Source organism: Arthrobacter sp. D5-1, from assembly GCF_017357425.1.
Taxonomy (GTDB): Bacteria; Actinomycetota; Actinomycetes; order Actinomycetales; family Micrococcaceae; genus Arthrobacter.
This window is the reverse complement of record NZ_CP014571.1, coordinates 2,369,033-2,386,250: the sequence shown is the minus strand read 5'-3', so window position 1 is coordinate 2,386,250 and position 17,218 is coordinate 2,369,033. Positions and strand designations below refer to the sequence as shown.

15 protein-coding genes are annotated in these 17,218 nt (G+C 62.6%); 3 read left to right on the top strand and 12 right to left on the bottom strand.

Translation table 11 applies throughout. From position 1 onward, the window contains the following. Positions 1 to 49: 49 nt before the first annotated feature. Together uvrB and coaE are read right to left on the bottom strand one after the other, a co-directional pair. Positions 50 to 2,149, bottom strand: coding sequence for an excinuclease ABC subunit UvrB (gene uvrB, locus AYX22_RS10825; protein WP_011774759.1), 2,100 nt, complete (start codon positions 2,147 to 2,149; stop codon positions 50 to 52). Between the two features lie 29 nt (positions 2,150 to 2,178). Continuing rightward, positions 2,179 to 3,417 carry a dephospho-CoA kinase gene (gene coaE, locus AYX22_RS10820; protein WP_207593496.1) on the bottom strand — a complete coding sequence of 413 codons (1,239 nt, stop codon included), beginning with the start codon at positions 3,415 to 3,417 and terminating at the stop codon, positions 2,179 to 2,181. A 22-nt stretch (positions 3,418 to 3,439) separates the two neighbouring features. Here coaE and AYX22_RS10815 point away from each other — a divergent pair, with 22 nt between their 5' ends. Next, on the top strand, positions 3,440 to 4,129 hold the full coding sequence (locus tag AYX22_RS10815; protein ID WP_207593495.1) for a YigZ family protein: 690 nt from the start codon (positions 3,440 to 3,442) through the stop codon (positions 4,127 to 4,129). Positions 4,130 to 4,227: 98 nt separating this feature from the next. Here AYX22_RS10815 and rpsA read toward each other — a convergent pair whose 3' ends face one another. The 4 genes from rpsA to polA all read right to left on the bottom strand — a co-directional run bounded on the left by rpsA (position 4,228) and on the right by polA (position 10,921). After that, positions 4,228 to 5,709 (bottom strand): 30S ribosomal protein S1, encoded by a 1,482-nt coding sequence (gene rpsA / locus AYX22_RS10810; RefSeq protein WP_026540604.1) that lies wholly within the window; start codon positions 5,707 to 5,709, stop codon positions 4,228 to 4,230. Between the two features lie 184 nt (positions 5,710 to 5,893). Next, complete coding sequence (locus AYX22_RS10805; protein WP_207593494.1) at positions 5,894 to 6,826, bottom strand: polysaccharide deacetylase family protein; 933 nt, start codon at positions 6,824 to 6,826, stop codon at positions 5,894 to 5,896. 50 nt (positions 6,827 to 6,876) lie between these two features. Further along, positions 6,877 to 8,193, bottom strand: a complete 1,317-nt coding sequence (locus AYX22_RS10800; RefSeq protein WP_207593493.1) for a GNAT family N-acetyltransferase — start codon at positions 8,191 to 8,193, stop codon at positions 6,877 to 6,879. Positions 8,194 to 8,278: 85 nt separating this feature from the next. Further along, a complete protein-coding gene (gene polA / locus AYX22_RS10795; RefSeq protein WP_242703626.1) occupies positions 8,279 to 10,921 on the bottom strand; it encodes a DNA polymerase I in 2,643 nt (880 codons plus the stop codon). 160 nt (positions 10,922 to 11,081) lie between these two features. Here polA and AYX22_RS10790 point away from each other — a divergent pair, with 160 nt between their 5' ends. Further along, positions 11,082 to 11,546 carry a hotdog fold thioesterase gene (locus AYX22_RS10790; RefSeq protein ID WP_207593491.1) on the top strand — a complete coding sequence of 155 codons (465 nt, stop codon included), beginning with the start codon at positions 11,082 to 11,084 and terminating at the stop codon, positions 11,544 to 11,546. A gap of 4 nt (positions 11,547 to 11,550) precedes the next feature. Here the strand turns inward: AYX22_RS10790 and AYX22_RS10785 are convergent, their stop codons facing one another. From AYX22_RS10785 to AYX22_RS10760, 6 genes are all read right to left on the bottom strand, one after another. Then, positions 11,551 to 12,102 (bottom strand): dihydrofolate reductase family protein, encoded by a 552-nt coding sequence (locus tag AYX22_RS10785; protein ID WP_207593490.1) that lies wholly within the window; start codon positions 12,100 to 12,102, stop codon positions 11,551 to 11,553. 13 nt (positions 12,103 to 12,115) lie between these two features. After that, on the bottom strand, positions 12,116 to 13,003 hold the full coding sequence (locus AYX22_RS10780) for a hypothetical protein (RefSeq protein ID WP_242703301.1): 888 nt from the start codon (positions 13,001 to 13,003) through the stop codon (positions 12,116 to 12,118). Further along, complete coding sequence (locus AYX22_RS10775; RefSeq protein ID WP_207593489.1) at positions 13,000 to 13,779, bottom strand: hypothetical protein; 780 nt, start codon at positions 13,777 to 13,779, stop codon at positions 13,000 to 13,002. The genes AYX22_RS10780 and AYX22_RS10775 overlap by 4 nt, the downstream gene beginning before the upstream one ends. A gap of 327 nt (positions 13,780 to 14,106) precedes the next feature. After that, positions 14,107 to 14,328, bottom strand: a complete 222-nt coding sequence (locus AYX22_RS10770) for a hypothetical protein (RefSeq protein ID WP_089595031.1) — start codon at positions 14,326 to 14,328, stop codon at positions 14,107 to 14,109. After that, positions 14,325 to 15,530, bottom strand: a complete 1,206-nt coding sequence (locus AYX22_RS10765) for an inorganic phosphate transporter (protein WP_207593488.1) — start codon at positions 15,528 to 15,530, stop codon at positions 14,325 to 14,327. The genes AYX22_RS10770 and AYX22_RS10765 overlap by 4 nt, the downstream gene beginning before the upstream one ends. Positions 15,531 to 15,711: 181 nt before the next feature. Then, positions 15,712 to 16,230 (bottom strand): HAD domain-containing protein, encoded by a 519-nt coding sequence (locus AYX22_RS10760; protein WP_207593487.1) that lies wholly within the window; start codon positions 16,228 to 16,230, stop codon positions 15,712 to 15,714. 108 nt (positions 16,231 to 16,338) lie between these two features. Between AYX22_RS10760 and kynA the strand changes: the two genes are divergently transcribed. After that, complete coding sequence (gene kynA / locus AYX22_RS10755) at positions 16,339 to 17,208, top strand: tryptophan 2,3-dioxygenase (protein ID WP_207593486.1); 870 nt, start codon at positions 16,339 to 16,341, stop codon at positions 17,206 to 17,208. The last annotated feature ends 10 nt before the right edge of the window (positions 17,209 to 17,218 follow it).

Genomic DNA, 17,218 nt, shown 5'->3' with positions numbered 1-17,218 from the left:
TGACGGACGTAGCGCTTGGGATACTCCCCTACGTGACCTAAACCTTACCTTAGGCGTGCCCGGCGGACTGCATCTGACGTAATTCGCGCTTCAACTCCTTGACTTCGTCACGGATGCGGGCAGCGACTTCGAACTGCAGCTCAGCAGCCGCCCCGTGCATCTGTTCGGTGAGTTGCTCAATGAGTCCCACCAGGTCCTCGGCGGGAGCGGCGGCAAGGCCATCCTGCCGAACTGTCGCCGCACCCTTGGCTGCCGACTTGCCGCGTTTGCCGCCCTTGGCGAGTCGGTTGTTGTTGAGCAGTTCCTGGGTGTCTGCGTCTTCCTTGGCCAACTGGTCCGTGATATCAGCAATTTTCTTCCGCAACGGCTGCGGATCAATGCCATGGTCCGTGTTGTACTGCACCTGGATGGCACGGCGCCGGTTGGTTTCTTCAATGGCGTGGGCCATGGAGTCGGTAATCCGGTCCGCGTACATGTGGACTTGGCCTGACACGTTACGCGCTGCGCGGCCGATGGTCTGGATGAGCGAGGTGGAAGAACGCAGGAAACCTTCCTTGTCAGCGTCGAGGATGCTGACGAGGGAAACCTCAGGCAGGTCAAGGCCTTCGCGGAGGAGGTTGATGCCTACGAGGACATCGAACACGCCCATTCGCAGCTCACGGAGCAGTTCCACGCGCCGGAGGGTGTCGACGTCGGAGTGCAAGTACTCCACCTTGACGCCGTGGCCCACCAGGTAATCTGTGAGATCCTCCGCCATGCGCTTGGTTAACGTGGTGACCAGAACGCGTTCATTCTTTTCCGTGCGGGTCCTGATTTCACCGAGCAGGTCGTCGATCTGACCCTTGGTGGGCTTGACCACTACCTCGGGATCGATGAGGCCGGTGGGACGAATGATCTGCTGCACATAACCGTCAGCTTTGCCGAGCTCATACTTACCGGGAGTTGCGGACAGGTACACCGTCTGGCCGATGCGTTCCAGGAACTCATCCCACTTCAGTGGCCTGTTGTCCATGGCGGATGGGAGGCGGAAGCCGAAGTCCACGAGGTTCCGCTTGCGTGACATGTCGCCCTCATACATGGCACCAATCTGCGGGATGGTGACATGTGATTCGTCGACGACCAGCAGGAAGTCGTCCGGGAAGTAGTCGATGAGGCAATGCGGGGCGGTCCCGGGATTACGGCCGTCAATGTGAACGGAGTAGTTCTCAATGCCGTTGCAGAAACCCATCTGCTGCATCATCTCGAGATCGTACGTGGTGCGCATCCGGAGGCGCTGCGCCTCCACCAGCTTGTTCTGGCCTTCGAGGACCTTCAAACGGTCAGCGAGTTCATCTTCGATGCGCTTGATGGCACGGGCCATGCGCTCCGGACCGGCAACATAGTGCGATGCCGGGAAAACGTACATCTCCTCTTCGTCGCGGAGAACCTCTCCGGTCAGGGGATGGAGGGTTTGGATGTTCTCGATCTCGTCACCGAAGAACTCGATCCTGATGGCCAGTTCCTCGTACATGGGGATAATCTCCACGGTGTCACCACGGACGCGGAACGTTCCCCGGTGGAAGTCCATGTCGTTGCGGGCGTACTGCATGGAGACGAACTTGCGCAGGAGGTGGTCCCGATTCATTTCCGCCCCCTTGCGGAGCGTCACCATGCCGGCGATGTACTCTTCGGGCGTGCCCAGACCGTAGATGCAGGACACCGTGGCCACCACGATGACGTCGCGACGGGTCAGCAGGGCATTGGTGGCAGAGTGCCGGAGGCGTTCCACTTCCTCATTAATGGAGGAATCTTTCTCAATGAAGGTATCCGTCTGTGCTACATATGCTTCGGGTTGGTAGTAGTCGTAGTAGGAGACAAAATACTCCACTGCGTTGTTGGGCAGCAGCTCCCTGAACTCATTGGCCAGCTGCGCGGCGAGTGTCTTGTTCTGGACCATCACCAAGGTGGGTCGCTGGACCTGTTCGATGAGCCACGCCGTGGTGGCACTCTTACCCGTACCAGTGGCGCCGAGGAGGACGACGTCTTTTTCACCGTTGTTGATGCGTTCCGTCAGTTCTGCAATGGCTGTCGGCTGGTCACCGGCGGGCTTGAACTCACTGATTACTTCGAAAGGTGCGACGACACGGTTGATTTCCTGGGCAAGGCTCATAAAACCAATCTACCCCTGCCCCAGGACAGCTACTGTCCGCGTTTGCCTTCAGCTGAAGACAAATACGACGGCGGCAGCCAGCCTGTGCGTTTGGCCCACTCATCCATGAGTGGCCAGGCAACGTCGGTAAACCAAGGCTCCTTGGCATCGGCGTAGGCAGCGGTGCCGCTCTCCCCCGCAAACGTGGCCGCCAACGTGCGCTTGTGCGCCTCGTACAGCGCGGTAGCGGAGGGTTCAGAGCGCAACCAGTCACGGAACAGCAGGGCATACCGCCACCCCGGCGACCCGGCCACGCGGACATGCAGATTCACCGGCCGGCCGGGATCGGCGTTGGCGTGGAACCGCTTCTGCCATTCTGCGGGATCGGGCCGGGCGGGTTTTGGTGTGTCCCGGTTGACTCCCGGAATTGCCGGGAACCCTGCTGCAGCGAGTTGATTCGCCATCAGATCGGCGGCCTCGAGATCGGCCACCGCCACCTGAAGGTCGATCACATCCTTGGCCGCCAGTCCCGGCACCGATGTAGAGCCGACGTGGTCCACCGCGAGGATCTGCTGGGGGGCAGCAACGGCAATACGGGCGGCGAGGCGGTCAGCCTGCCTGCTCCAGTCGCTGTTGTATGGCGTCATGACCGGCCCTACGTGCCGTTCAGCCCTTGTTCCCTGGCTGAGATTCCTGGCAAAAGGCAACAGCCTGTCCGTCCATAACGCCTCAACCTTCGCGAGGAGCTCTTCGCGGTCACCGTCGTTGACCAGGACAACATCGGCAGCCGCGTTGCGTTCTTCCCGCGTGGCCTGGGCCGCGATACGGGCTCGGGCATCGTCGGGAGTCATCGCCCGGAAATCCACCATGCGTTGGACGCGCACCGGCTCCGGCGCATCCACCACCACCACCAAGTGGAAGTTGCTGCCCTGCCCGGTCTCGACCAGCAGTGGAATGTCCTGGACAACGATATAGCCGGGGCCGGCTGCTGAAACGATCGCCCCTGCTGCTTCGCGGACCAGCGGGTGAATGATGCCATTGAGCACCTCGCGCTGCGAAGGATCGTGGAACACGATAGCTCCGAGTTTGGGCCGATCAAGCCTTCCATCAGAGTCGAGGATTCCAGGGCCGAATGCTTCCACAACGCGGGCCAGCCCAGGAGTTCCAGGTTCCACCACTTCCCGCGCAAGGAGGTCAGCGTCCACAAGGATTGCACCCAATTCCCGCAATCTGGACGCCACCAGCGATTTCCCCGAGGCGATGCCGCCCGTCAACCCAATCTTCAGCACCCTCCAACACTAGACTGAAGCGGTGGAAAATGAGGATGACAGCCGCGCGACAACGTATACGACCCTCGCGGTTGGTCCGGATTTCCGCCACGAACTGGAGATCCGGCGGTCCCGGTTCATCACAGTCCTTCGGCGCTCACCTGATGAGCAAACCGCGCGCTCACTGGTCAATGATCTTCGGCGTGAATTCCACGACGCCCGACACCACTGCTCAGCCTTCGTCATAGGTCCGGATCGGATGATCCAACGTTCCAGCGACGACGGGGAACCGTCGGGAACTGCGGGTATCCCCATGCTGGAGGCGCTCATCAAACGGGAGACCTCACCAAGGGTGACGGACCTCAGCGACGTCAGTGTCGTCGTCGTGCGCTATTTCGGTGGGATTTTGCTGGGCGCGGGCGGACTGGTCCGCGCGTACTCCGAATCGGTGTCCGCTGGTTTGGACGAGGCTCCATTGGTTCTCCGGCGAAGATTGCGTCTGTGCGCCATCGACGTCCCCCATGCCGAAGCCGGCCGCTTGGAAAACGAGCTTCGCGGCGCCGGGTACGTCATGGCGGACACCGGATACGAACCCCAGCACACGGTGCTTCACCTCGCCTTGCCCGACGAGGCAACGGCCATCTCCGAGGCACGCGCGCGGTTGGCTTCCCTCACGGCTGGACATCTTGAGCTGCGGCCCCAGGGAACTGAGTGGGTAGACGTCCGCCGCTGAGCAGTTCCCGCATCGCGAAGGCTTTAAGCAGAAGGACCCCTGCCCGGAGGCAGGGGTCCTTCTTTGGCTGTTCAGCACATCCCGTGAGGGAGGCGGAATTAGTTGCCGGTCAGCTTCTCACGCAGTGCGGCGAGTGCTTCGTCGGACGCCAGGGTACCGCCGCCGGTGTTGGACTCAGCAGCAGCCGGCTCCGAGGAGTAGCTCGTGGTGCCGGAATCGCTCTCACCGGACGTTGCAGCAGCAGCGTCGTCAGCAGCGTGCTGGGCAACCTGCTTCTTGTGGGCTTCCCAACGGGTCTGGGCGTCAGCGTACTGCTGCTCCCAAGCTGCACGCTGGGTCTCGTAGCCTTCGAGCCATTCGTTCGACTCGGGGTCGAAGCCCTCAGGGTACTTGTAGTTGCCCTCTTCGTCGTACTCAGCGGCCATGCCGTACAGAGCGGGATCGAACTCGGTGCTGTCAGCGTCAACGCCCTCGTTAGCCTGCTTGAGGGAGAGGGAGATACGGCGACGCTCGAGGTCGATGTCGATGACCTTGACGAACAGTTCGTCGCCAACGGAGACAACCTGCTCGGCGAGCTCCACGTGGCGGACAGCCAGCTCGGAGATGTGCACGAGGCCTTCGATGCCGTCTTCGACGCGAACGAACGCACCGAACGGAACCAGCTTGGTGACCTTACCCGGAACAACCTGGCCGAGGGCGTGGGTGCGGGCGAAGGTCTGCCACGGATCTTCCTGCGTAGCCTTGAGCGACAGGGAGACACGCTCGCGGTCCAGATCCACTTCGAGGACCTCGACGGTGACTTCCTGGCCAACCTCGACAACCTCGGAGGGGTGGTCGATGTGCTTCCAGGACAGCTCGGAAACGTGAACGAGGCCGTCTACGCCGCCCAGGTCCACGAAGGCACCGAAGTTGACGATGGAGGAAACAACGCCCGGACGAACCTGGCCCTTTTCCAGCTTGTTGAGGAACGTGGAGCGAACCTCGGACTGGGTCTGCTCGAGCCATGCACGGCGGGACAGCACAACGTTGTTGCGGTTCTTGTCCAGCTCGATGATCTTGGCTTCGATCTGCTGACCGATGTACGGAGCGAGGTCGCGGACGCGGCGCATCTCGACGAGGGATGCGGGCAGGAAGCCACGCAGGCCGATGTCCAGGATGAGGCCACCCTTGACAACCTCGATGACGGTACCGGTGACGACACCGTCTTCTTCCTTGACCTTCTCGATGTCGCCCCAGGCGCGCTCGTACTGAGCACGCTTCTTGGAGAGGATCAGACGGCCTTCTTTGTCTTCCTTGGTGAGAACCAAAGCTTCGACCTGATCGCCAACGGCGACAACGTCACCGGGATCAACATCGTGCTTGATGGAAAGCTCGCGGGAAGGGATGACACCTTCGGTCTTGTAACCGATGTCGAGCAGGACTTCGTCGCGGTCGACCTTGACGACGGTACCTTCGACGAGGTCTCCGTCGTTGAAGTACTTGATGGTGGCGTCGACAGCTGCGAGGAAGTCCTCAGCGGTACCGATGTCGTTAATAGCGACTACGGGGGTACCGGGCTTCTCGGTGGAGGTGATGGTCATGTAGTAGGGGCTCCGTTGTGGATAGTGAGTCGGTCAGGCAAACCGCTGCCGTCCGGGTCCGGACGGCAGAACACGGCAAAATACCGGGTCATCCTGATTTGTGGATTAATACAAAATGGATGCATGCACGTAGTACACGCCCGTTTATTCTAGTCGCATTGGCAAAGCAGGGTCAAAAGGAGTGTCACGTGGTCAGCACGTCTCCCAGGCGGGCGAACGTGGCGCCCCGGTCCAGCATCCCCGGCAGAGCCCGGGCATAGCCTTCGGCAGTGCCCGCCGCCGGCCTGTTGAAGTGCGAAATAACGATGTCACCGGCAGCTGCGCGAGCCACCTCGGCTGCGACGGTGGCCGCCGGATAGGTGGCCCCACCGTCCCCGTTGATGGTGAAGTTGACCGGCAGCATCCCAAGCCTGCGTGTCATCTCCACAGCGACATCGTCGTAGAAGGCGGTTCCCGGCCGGAAGAACCTGGGAGCGGAGCCGTCGAGTTCACGCATCAGCGCCTGGTTTCCCATCAACTCGTCGTAGGCAGCAGCGGCATTGGCCGTCCCAGGGATCCCGTAGGCAGACCTCCCGTTGACGGAGAGCGGCTGATGCAGGGTGCCGTGGTTGGCAAGTTCGAACAGTGGGTCGGCGGCCAGCTCGGCGGCCAGCGATGGGTTGGCGTGGAGCCAGCGGCTGTTGATGAAGAGCGTCGCCGGGACATTGAGCCGGCGGAGTGTCGTCAGCAGGGCGTGGTCGCAACCAGTACCCCCAGGGCCGCCGCACGCATCGAATGTCAACGCCACGTGCTTCGACGGCGAATTGTTCACCACTCCCGTAATGTGCAGCCCCCACTCGCTGGGCCGCCTGCCAGCGAATTCGGCCAGGATCTGCTGTTTGCCGGGCACTGTGGCGATGGCCGCTGGCGCTAGGGCAGCAGCGGCCTGCTGGCTTGATGCGGCAGCAATCGACGGCGGTGGCGTGGCCGGGCCTGTCGGCGGCGCAACCGATGGTGATGCCGCTCCTGACGGCCCCTCCACCGATGCGCAAGCCGCCAACGCAGCTGATGCGAGGCCCGCCATTCCAAGCAGCACTGATCGCCGGCCGGCCACAGGCCGCCGCGTGGAATCCCCCATGGATGTCCTTAACTAGGTGTGTCTATGTGCTTTTGATGACGTGGTGCAGTTTAGAAGTGCGTCAGGCAATGCGCCGGGCGTTCCACCGCGAACAGTTGCTGGGCCAGGAATGCGGCACCGGCTGATTTCTCACGGACGCGTCCCGCAGCAGCAAGGGTTACCGGAGACACCGCACCAAGATAGATGGACGCGAGGTCGGCCACGTCCATCGTCAGATCCGCTGATTCGCCCGAGGCTTCAGTCACGACCGCCGCAGCCCCACCGTCGGACTCCAAGACCCAGGTGCCGCCAGCCAGCGACAGTGAGTCCGTCACTTCCAGGACCAGGCGTCCTGCGGAGGCGAAGCGGCGTGCCTGCAAGGCGGCCGGGATATCCAGGATCCGGAGCCACAGCATGTCGCGGACCTCGGAGGCCTCGATGCACCGTGGGTCCTCCAATGCCCATGCCAAGGGATCATCCACAGGGGCTTCAGCCCAAGTCACGTCCTCGATGAGGTCAATGCTGCCCAGGAAACGCCACAGATCCAGGTAGGCAGCGTTGGTAGCGGCAACGAGGTCCACAATTTCCATGGTGTATGGCTTGTGGTCCCAACCCTTGAACCGGTATGAGACGTAGCCGTCCAACGCTCCGGAAAGGTCGTAATGCAGGGCACAGCGGACGCTGGTGTCGGGCTTGCCGTCCTGCCCAAGGGAGCCGGAGGCAGCAAGCCGGTAATACTCCTGCCGGTCCACCGATCCCGGCGACAGCCGCTGGACGCGCTCGAACACCCGGGGCGCCACGTCAAGCAGCACGGTAGGATCCGCGACTTCCACAGTTCCCTCCGGTCGCCCCTTCATCCGGAAGCGGGGTCCGGTGTCGACCTTGATGCTGCGCTCAAAGGTAGCAACGCCGAAACCGAAACGACCATAGATGGATCCTTCGGAAGCCGTCAGTGCCGCCATGGCCAGGCCGTCATCCTTGGCGCCCGCCAGGTCAGCCGTGATCATGCCACGCAGGATTCCTTGGCGGCGGTGTGTTCCGCGGACCGTTACAGCCGTCACCAGGTTGGACTCGAGCTGCCGGCCAAAACCGATATTCAGGTCCTTGCGCATGGTGGCGTAGGTTGCCACCGGGACATTCGCCTCGAGGGAGTGTTCTGGTACGACGCCGTTGACGTAGACACCTGTCAGCTCACGCCCGTCCGCCTGGTAGGCGGCGAGGGTCTTTGCAAGGTACTCGTCATCACGACGTTGCTGGTGAAATCCGTGCGATACAGCCTGCACCCAGGTGGCACAGCGGCTATAGGCATCGGCGTCGTCCTTGTCGGCCACAGCGGGGAAACGCTGGACGGAATATTTCCGGGAGGTTGGTTCATTGGGATCAGCCACGATCCCGAGCCTAGCCAGACGCCGCAGGGCGCGCCACCATCCCGGCGGCGCGTCCTGCGGTGATACCCGGAATTCCGGGACCGGACTAGTGTCCGGCCTCGTACCAGCTGGAGCCAACGCCGATCTGGACATCGAGGGGAACGGACAGCTCGGCAGCTGATCCCATCTGCTCGATGACCAGTTTCTCCACGACTTCGCGCTCTCCCGGTGCCACTTCCAGTACGAGTTCGTCGTGGACCTGCAGCAGCATCCGTGACTTCAGGCCCTGGCTGGCGAGCTCGGCGGACACGCCAAGCATGGCGCGCTTGATGAGGTCTGCCGCGGAGCCCTGGATGGGCGAGTTGAGGGCGATGCGTTCTGCCGCTTCCCTCGCCTGGCGGTTGGTACTGGTCAGGTCAGGGAGGTAGCGGCGGCGGCCTTCGATGGTGGCCGTGTAGCCGTCAGTCCGTGCTTGGTCGACGACACCACGCAGGTAGTCGCGCACGCCGCCGAAGCGGTCGAAGTAGTCCTTCATGAGAGTCCGTGCCTCGTCCACGGAGATCTCCAACTGCTTGGAGAGTCCGAAGGACGTGAGTCCATACGCGAGGCCATAAGACATCGCCTTCACTTTGGATCGCATGGCGCTGGTGACTTCGGACGGGTCTACATTGAAGATCCGCGAACCCACGAAACGGTGCAGGTCTTCTCCGTCGCGGTACGCCTGGATCAGGGCTTCGTCACCGGAAAGGTGCGCCATGATGCGCATTTCGATCTGCGAGTAGTCTGCCGACAACAGGCACTCGTAGCCTTCGCTGACCACAAAAATTCCGCGGACCCGCCGGCCTTCTTCGCTGCGGACCGGGATGTTCTGCAGGTTGGGATTGTTGGAGGAGATGCGGCCGGTGGCTGCGATGTTCTGGGCGTACGTGGTGTGGATACGGCCATCCTCCGCGACCGACTTCTTGAGCGTCTCCACCATCTGGGCCAACTTGGAGGACTCACGGTGGGCCATGAGCTGGACCAGGAACTCGTGGCCGGTCTTTTCCAGCAGGCCCTTGAGGGACGCGGCATCGGTGGTGTAGCCGGACTTGATCTTCTTGGTCTTGGGCAGCCCGAGTTCCTCGAAGAGGACAGTCTGGAGCTGTTTGGGTGATCCGAGGTTGACCTCGTGTCCGATCGCCGCGAACGCCTGCTCCTGGGCGTTCTCGATCACCTTGGTGAGGTCCGCGAGTTGCTCGTCCATGCGGCCCGTGGACACAAAGATTCCTGTGAGTTCCATCTGCGCCAGCACGCGTGCAACGGGAAGTTCCAGCGTCGTCAACAGGGCATCAGCCTTGATGTCCGACAGTTCCGATTCGAAGTGCTTGCTGAGGGCGTGTACGACGGCGGCATGCTGGACGAGCGCTGCGGCGGCGGCTTGGTCTGTTTCACCTGAGAGGTCGAGCTCCAGCTGCCCGGACTGGGCAGCGGCTGCGGTAAGTGAGATCTTCAGATGCACTTGCGCGAGTTCTGCGAGATCGTAGCTGCGGCGGTCCGGCTGGATCAGGTAGCCGGAGATGGAGGTGTCATCCACCACGCCTTCCAGGCCGAGGCCACGGTTATGAAGAGCTTTGAGTGCCGACTTGAACTCGTGCAGCACCTTGGCTTCTTCGGGGTCCTTGAGCCAGCGGGCCAAGACCGACTCAGCTGCGGCGTCCAGCCCCGTCAGTTCGATATAGGCCGCTCCGTTGTTCCTGACAACAGCCAGGGCGCCCGCATCATCACCGATGCGTCCGGGGACAAGCTGCACTGCAAGTGCCGAACGCACACCGGATCCGGCGGCGAAGAACGACTCAAGTCCCGCGGCGTCCGTGAGGACCGAATAGTCCGGGGCCTCAATGGTGTCCGGAGCCTCTCCTGCGGTGTCATCACCGTAGAGATCGAACAGCCGCGTACGGAGGGTCCTGAACTCGAGTTCCTCGAAGAGTTCCTCGATCGCCTGGCGATCCGGACGTGGCTCGTGCAAGTCAGCCAAGGTGAGGGGAAGGTCGAGGTCGGTCAGCAACTGGTTCAGCCGGCGGTTCCGCTTGACGTTCTCCAGGTTCTCCTTCAGCGCACCGCCCACCTTGCCGCCGATGGAGTCAAGGTTTTCCAGGATGCCTTCGAGGCCGCCGTACAGGTTGATCCACTTTGCAGCTGTCTTGGGGCCAACGCCCGGGACGCCTGGCAGGTTGTCAGCGGTCTCGCCAACGAGGGCGGCGAGGTCCGAGTACAGGCCGGGCTTGACGAAGTACTTCTCTTCAATCGCCGCAGCGTCCATCCTGGGAATGTTGCTCACGCCCTGCTTGGGGTAGAGCACAAAGACGTTGTCGTTGATCAGCTGGAACGCATCCCTGTCGCCGGAAACGAGAAGGACTTCGAAGCCTGCGGCGTCGCCCTGCGCGGCCAGCGTGGCCAGGACATCGTCTGCCTCGTATCCGGGCATGGCGATCGTTTTGATGCCCCAGGCCTCCATGACCTTGGCGATGAGACCGATCTGGCCCGCGAACTCTGCAGGCGTCGCGTTGCGCCCGCCCTTGTACTCGCTGTACTCGGCCTTGCGGAACGTGGTGTCGTCAGAGACGTCAAAAGCTACGGCGACGTGCGTGGGCTTCTGGTCCTTGATCAGGTTGATCAACATGGAGGTGAAGCCATGGACTGCGTTGGTGTACTGGCCCCTGGCAGTGGAGAAATTCTCGGCCGGAAGCGCATAGAAAGCCCGGAACGCCATGGAGTGGCCGTCAAGGACCAGCAGCCTGGGCCGGCCCTCCCCCGCGGTGCTGGCCGATACTGTGGCAGAGGGGGTGGGGGCTGTCGCAATGGCAGCAGCTTGGGCCGTTGGAACCTGGTCCGGTTTGGTTGTTTCACTCACAGGTGCCAGCCTAGTTGGCATGATGGACAATTTCACGCCGAACCCCTTTGCCGATGAGCTCGCCGAGGCAGGGGTGCCCGAAGAATTCCACGATTGGCTCTCGGCACACGGTGTGGGTGCACTGGTGGTGAAGCTCGGGATCCGGTTCACGGAAATGAGTGCTGAACGAATGGTCGCCACCATGCCGGTGGAAGGAAACACGCAGGTAGCGGGCATCCTTCACGGCGGGGCCCACGTTGTCCTCGCCGAGACCTTGGGATCGTTCGCGGCGTCCCTCCATGCCGGCCGGGGCCGCCATGCGGTAGGCATCGAAGTGGGCGCAACACACCACCGTTCAGTTGCCGGCGGCCTAGTGACGGGCACGTGCACGGCGATTCACCTGGGAGGCACCCTTGCTACCCATGAGATCGTGATGACCGATGACAAGGGCCGGCGGCTTTCGACCGCCCGGATCACCAATATGATCCGGGACAACCGGCACTGACCACCTAATCCGAGCCCTTGGGCAGCCTGTAGTGAAGCTCGGCCGCGGCCCCGCCGATGATCTTGTGCGAGACCAGCTCAAGTGGCGCCGTCGGGCCTTTCAGCGGCAACAGCCGCTTCCCCGCACCCAGCACCACGGGAACGATCGTGACGATCATCTCGTCCAGCAGCCCGGCATTGGCGAACTGGGCCACGAGGTCGCCTCCGCCCACCAACCAGACGTTCTTGTCTCCAGCGTCTTTGAGCAGGTCCGGGGCGAACTCGCGGACGTCTCCGCGGACGAAGGTGATGTCCGCTCCGGCTGGAGCCGAGTACTCATGGTGGGTGAACACCCAGCAGGGAGTGTCCGGATAGGGCCATTGGCCGGGCTCGTGTTCCATCAGCCAGCGGTAGGTGTCCCCGCCCATGACGATGCACCCGACGCCCGCCATGAAGGACTCAATGCCTTGGTTCACACCCTCAACCCGGTCGAACTGCAGGAGCCAGCCGAGGTCGTCGTCCGGGGAGGCTATGAAGCCGTCGATGGTGCAAGCTACGTAGTACTGAAACGTCGACATGGGCCCAGACTAGTCAGTCCGACGCCGGGTTCCCATACTCCACGCGGACACTGCCGTCGTCCTGCAGCACCACCACCCGGCCCCGCTCGAGGGACCAGCCTTCGTTGAGCAGGAAGATCCGTCCGCCGCTGACCACCAGCAACCGCAGCCCGGTGTACCTATACAGGGGCGCCGTATCCGAGCCCGCAGACTCCTCGCGGACGTTCGGGGCACCGACCGCAAGACGTTCCTTGCTGTAGACCACCGCCGTGGGCAAGAGGCTGGAACGTTCCTGGTAGTCGAGGGCAGCACCGCGACCCAGTGCCTGCGCGTAATCCGACGTACCCCAAAACAGCAGCAGCGTGACCAGCACGAACACCAGGGACCTCTCGAGGGCCCTTGGGGTGGTCCTCTGCGCAGGGTGGCCGCGCTCAACGGCCCGGCGTCGCACACTCAGGCCCCAGGCCCCCACCACCAATCCCCCGGCGATCAGGAAGGGCGCGTACAGCACGATCTGGCCGGGACGTGCGGAAACGGCCAGCCACATGGCCGCGGCATAGGCAAAGCCGAGCAACATCACAAGGGTGGCGGTCAGATGGACGGCTTTTCTGTGCCGCCCGGCTTCAAGAAGCCGCGATACTGCGCGGTCCAGCATGAACCACAGCAAACCGATGACCACGAGCCACGCCAACGGCTGGAACAGCGACTGGATACTCCTCAGGACAAAGTCCTGGACTGTGTAACCGAACAGGCTGACATCGAGGCCCATGGCTTTGGCCTGCGCGTCAGTGCGGGCCCAACCGAAATAGACCAGCAGCGCCGTGACGATGGTCAACGGCGGGCCGATGACCGAGAGGACTTCGAGGGTCCGCTGCCAGCGTGTGTTGTTGACTCCTTCTTCGGTATCGGGTGTATCGCTCACGGGGCAGCCGTTGGGGAGGCAGCGCCTGACGGCGGCGCAGTTGGGGGTGGAGTGGCGGAGGGACTGCGGCCGGGCAAACCTGTGCCCGGGCTTGCGGTCTCCGGGGGTGGCACGGAACCGGTGGCGGTACCGGGATCGTCGTAGAAGAAGGTCACCGTTCCGGCAATATCCACGGTGTCCGTGATGGAGATCCGGATCGAGTCCCGGCCGGCTGACGAGGGCATCCGGAGATAGACGGGCTGGTAGTCGTCCCTGGCGCCAACAAACTCAGCGTCCACGGGAACGCCGTCGAACAGGACATCGCCCACCCGGACGTAGTAGCCGTCCAAGCGAACAATCGTGCCACCACTGCTGGGCCCGGAGGCGCGTGCCAGCCCTGGGATCGGCCTGAGCTCTTCGTCAACCACGGTCAATCCAACCAACTGCCTCGGGCATGCTTCGCCCTGTCCCGGCTCCACGATGAAGACAGCGTCGGGATTGCTGCGGTGTTGGGCGAGCAGCGACGCCGAAGTGGCGGCGACCCGGAATTCAAGGCACTGGGTTTGCGGTATCCGCGGCGTGGCAGCAACTGCAATGGAAGCCCGCTGCCAATCCTGCTGACTCCCGCTCTGAAGTGCCTTGCACACGGCGGCGCCGGCCAGCCAGACTGCCGCGTCGTCGGCACCCTCCACGCTCTGGACCAAGGCATCGCATTGGAACTGCTGGAGCAAAAGATATCGCTGGCCGGAGGTGGGATCGTTCGGGCCAATCGGTCCGATGGGGACCCAGCGAACCACTGGAGCATCCGCCTGTGGCGCCCCGGGGCCTGCCGGACCAACCGGTTGTGTGGCGGTAGGAGCGATCGTGCTTGGTACTGGTTGCCCAGTGGTGGCGGCTGTGGAGGGGTTGGAAACCGGAGGCGATGATCCGCCGCCCTCAGCTGCGGGCGGAAGGCAGGCGGAGAGGCCCAGCATCAAGGCCGGAACCAGAGCCAGTCGGATGAGATGGCTTCGGGATGGGCAATTCATGACAGCCCCGCATCTGCCGGATCACAACCACGCAGTTATGTGCATAACTACACTGCTGATTATTCTCCCGAAAGCCCCCGACTGCCAGAGAGGCTGCTACTTTCCGAAGTAGGGAACAATCAGGTAGATCCCGAACAGGACGGCCGCGGCGCACACGCCGAAGCAAACGTAGGCCAGGGACCGGACCAGGACAGGCGACTTCTGCTGGGCGTCACCGGCGATGGCCGTGAGGCGGACCCCCAGGGAGTAAAGGACCACCAAAGTCACGGCCGCCACGAGGGTGACTCCTCCTACCTGCAGCAATTCCAACCATTTCATCGCCGCACATCCTCATTCTGGGTGGTCTTACGGGTCTTCTTCTTCTTGCGGAACCGGACGGCATGGCCGGCTTCTTCAACCTCGACGGCGTTGTGGTGGCCCACATGCGATTTGCGCGAGACAACAAACATGAAGAGCACCGCTGCTGTTCCAACAACTGCCGCGATAATGACGCCCACGACGCCGATGCTCACCAAGAGCGCCGTCAGTGCACCGACAATGGCCGAGGCCGGGAGGGTAAAGAGCCAGCCCAACGCGATCTTGCCTGCGGTACCCCAACGAACCGAGGTGCCCTTACGGCCCAGGCCCGAGCCGATGACCGATCCCGAAGCGACTTGTGTGGTGGACAGGGCGAAGCCGAGGTGGGACGAAGCGAGGATGGCCGAAGCCGTGCTGGTTTCGGCAGAGAAACCCTGGGCGGGCTTGACCTCGGTCAGGCCGGAACCCATGGTGCGGATGATCCGCCAGCCGCCCGCGTAGGTTCCGATGGCGATGGCGAAGGCACAGGCCGCGATTACCCAGAACTGCGGACCGCTGCCCGGAGCCTGGGTTCCTCCGGCGATAAGAACCAAGGTGATGATGCCCATGGTCTTCTGGGCGTCGTTGGTGCCGTGCGCCAGAGCCACCAGGCTGGACGTGAAGATCTGTCCGGTGCGGAAGCCGCCGCGTTTCTGCGTGAGCTTGTCGCCGGTTTCGGGATCGTGGCGCGAGGTCAGTGCGTAGGCGAGGCGGGTGCAGATGTAAGCCACCAGGCCGGCGATCAGCGGCGCGAAGATCGCGGGCAGGATCACCTTCTGCAGCACGGTCTCGAAGTTGATGGAATGGAGCCCGATGCCCACCACTGCCGCGCCAATAAGGCCGCCGAACAAGGCATGGGAGGAGCTCGATGGCAGGCCCTTGAGCCACGTGACCATGTTCCAGAGAACTGCGCCCATGAGTCCGGCAAAGATGATGTCCGGAGTGATGTGGATACCATCCGAGCCTTCCCGGATCAGTCCACCGGAAATGGTCTTGGCCACTTCCGTGGAGAGGAACGCGCCGACGAGGTTGAGCACAGCGGCCAAGGCAACGGCCGTCTTGGGCTTGATCGCCCCCGTGGCGATAGGCGTGGCCATCGCATTCGCTGTGTCGTGAAACCCGTTGGTGAAGTCAAAGAAAAGGGCCAACGCTATTACCAGCGCGACCATGAAGGTGATATCCACCTGTTGCCCAATCTGCAGAGTCGTCGACGTTCAGCAGTTTCACTTCCCCGTACCTGCCATCCACAGCATAGTTCAGCAAGTGTTCAACTGACCGGGCTTGCGGAATTCACTCTGGCGGGCTTGAAACCTTAAGAATCTTACGTGGCATCCAGTGAGCGGACAAACGTACACGGCCTTCCCCTCAGCCCAGATACTCCCTTACTGCTGCAAGGTGGCTCGGGGACAGTCCCTTGCGGGGATCGGGTGAGATGCAAAGCACACGGTCCTGTTGGTATTCAGCCCAGGAGCGGGCGTCGGATTCCCGGCTGAGCTGGTCGTCCAGCCACACGATCCGCCGGCTCCCCGTAGCCGCCAGATCCTTTTGGAGGGCGACAAGTTTCCACCACTCCGGGCCTTGGTCCCAGCCCTGGCTGGACAGTACCGGCCAGTCCTCCCCCTGGAGGCCGATAGCCGGGCAGAGGAACTCGGGTGCAAGGCGCTCCCACGTGGTCAGCCACACGAAACGCGCGGCTGGATGGCGGGCAAGGTCATTAAGTCCCGCCACGAGTTCCGGCGCGAAGGCAACCTCCAGGATCCCGGCGTCGGCGGTGGTCCATTCGCCACCCCAATCAGTGGTTCCCACCGGACTGAAGGGGTTCACCACGCCATCGACGTCGAGGTAGATCGACACGGGCGCGGCAGCCTTTTCCACACTTTCCATCCGCACTCCCCTTCCCCAATGGTCGTGCTTCAGCCTACGTGACGGTGGCCCCCTGCGAACCGGAAATCAATACCTTGACGTGCGTCATGGAAGTGATAATCTCAAACCATGGAAAAGCCCACAGTCCATTCCGCCCACAGCGTCCGGGACATCGAGGACACCGTCCGCACCGATTTCCGTCACGCGATGTCCTACGGCGGATACCTGGACCTCGATCACCTGCTCAGCTCCCAGCACCCCCTGAGCGAGCCGGAACACCATGATGAACTGCTGTTCATCATCCAGCACCAGACCAGCGAGCTCTGGCTCAAGCTGGTCCTTCACGAACTTTTGGAAGCCCGCAGGCTGTTTGACGCGGACAATTTGGGCAAGGCACTGAAGTGCATCGCCCGCGTCAAGGCCATCCAGCGCACCATGACTGAACAATGGTCGGTCCTGGGAACGTTGACGCCGCGTGAATACGCCCAGTTCCGCGGGTTCCTGGGCAGCTCGTCCGGCTTCCAGTCCTATCAGTACCGCGGTGTCGAGTTCCTGCTGGGCAACAAGAACCGCGGGATGCTGCGCGTATTCGAAAGCGAACCCGAGGCCCACGCTTTGCTCAGCAAGCTCTTGGAGGAGCCCACGCTGTATGACGCCTTCCTGGCAGTGCTGTCCCGCGCCGGCTATGACATTCCCGCCGACATCCTTGAGCGGGACACCAGCGAGCCGTGGACCTTCCGGAAGGACCTGGTCCCCATCTTCCAGAAGATCTACGAATCCGATGACACCCCATGGGGCCTTTACGAAGCGTGCGAGGACCTGGTGGACATTGAGGACAACTTCCAGGCATGGCGCTTCCGCCATTTGCGGACGGTTCAACGAACCATCGGTTTCAAAGTCGGCACCGGAGGATCCTCGGGCGTGGACTTCCTGAAGCGCGCCTTGGACCTGACCTTCTTCCCCGAGCTCTACGCCGTACGCACCGAAATCGGTAACTAAGCACCCAGGC

Excerpts from the sequence above, each read along its gene's own strand:
- uvrB (WP_011774759.1), bottom strand. The coding sequence starts at position 2,149 with ATGAGCCTTGCCCAGGAAATCAACCGTGTCGTCGCACCTTTCGAAGTA.
- rpsA (WP_026540604.1), bottom strand. The coding sequence starts at position 5,709 with ATGACCATCACCTCCACCGAGAAGCCCGGTACCCCCGTAGTCGCTATT.
- AYX22_RS10805 (WP_207593494.1), bottom strand. The coding sequence starts at position 6,826 with ATGGGGGATTCCACGCGGCGGCCTGTGGCCGGCCGGCGATCAGTGCTG.
- polA (WP_242703626.1), bottom strand. The coding sequence starts at position 10,921 with ATGGCGTTCCGGGCTTTCTATGCGCTTCCGGCCGAGAATTTCTCCACT.
- AYX22_RS10790 (WP_207593491.1), top strand. The coding sequence starts at position 11,082 with ATGATGGACAATTTCACGCCGAACCCCTTTGCCGATGAGCTCGCCGAG.
- AYX22_RS10785 (WP_207593490.1), bottom strand. The coding sequence starts at position 12,102 with ATGTCGACGTTTCAGTACTACGTAGCTTGCACCATCGACGGCTTCATA.
- AYX22_RS10770 (WP_089595031.1), bottom strand. The coding sequence starts at position 14,328 with ATGAAATGGTTGGAATTGCTGCAGGTAGGAGGAGTCACCCTCGTGGCG.
- AYX22_RS10760 (WP_207593487.1), bottom strand. The coding sequence starts at position 16,230 with ATGGAAAGTGTGGAAAAGGCTGCCGCGCCCGTGTCGATCTACCTCGAC.
- kynA (WP_207593486.1), top strand. The coding sequence starts at position 16,339 with ATGGAAAAGCCCACAGTCCATTCCGCCCACAGCGTCCGGGACATCGAG.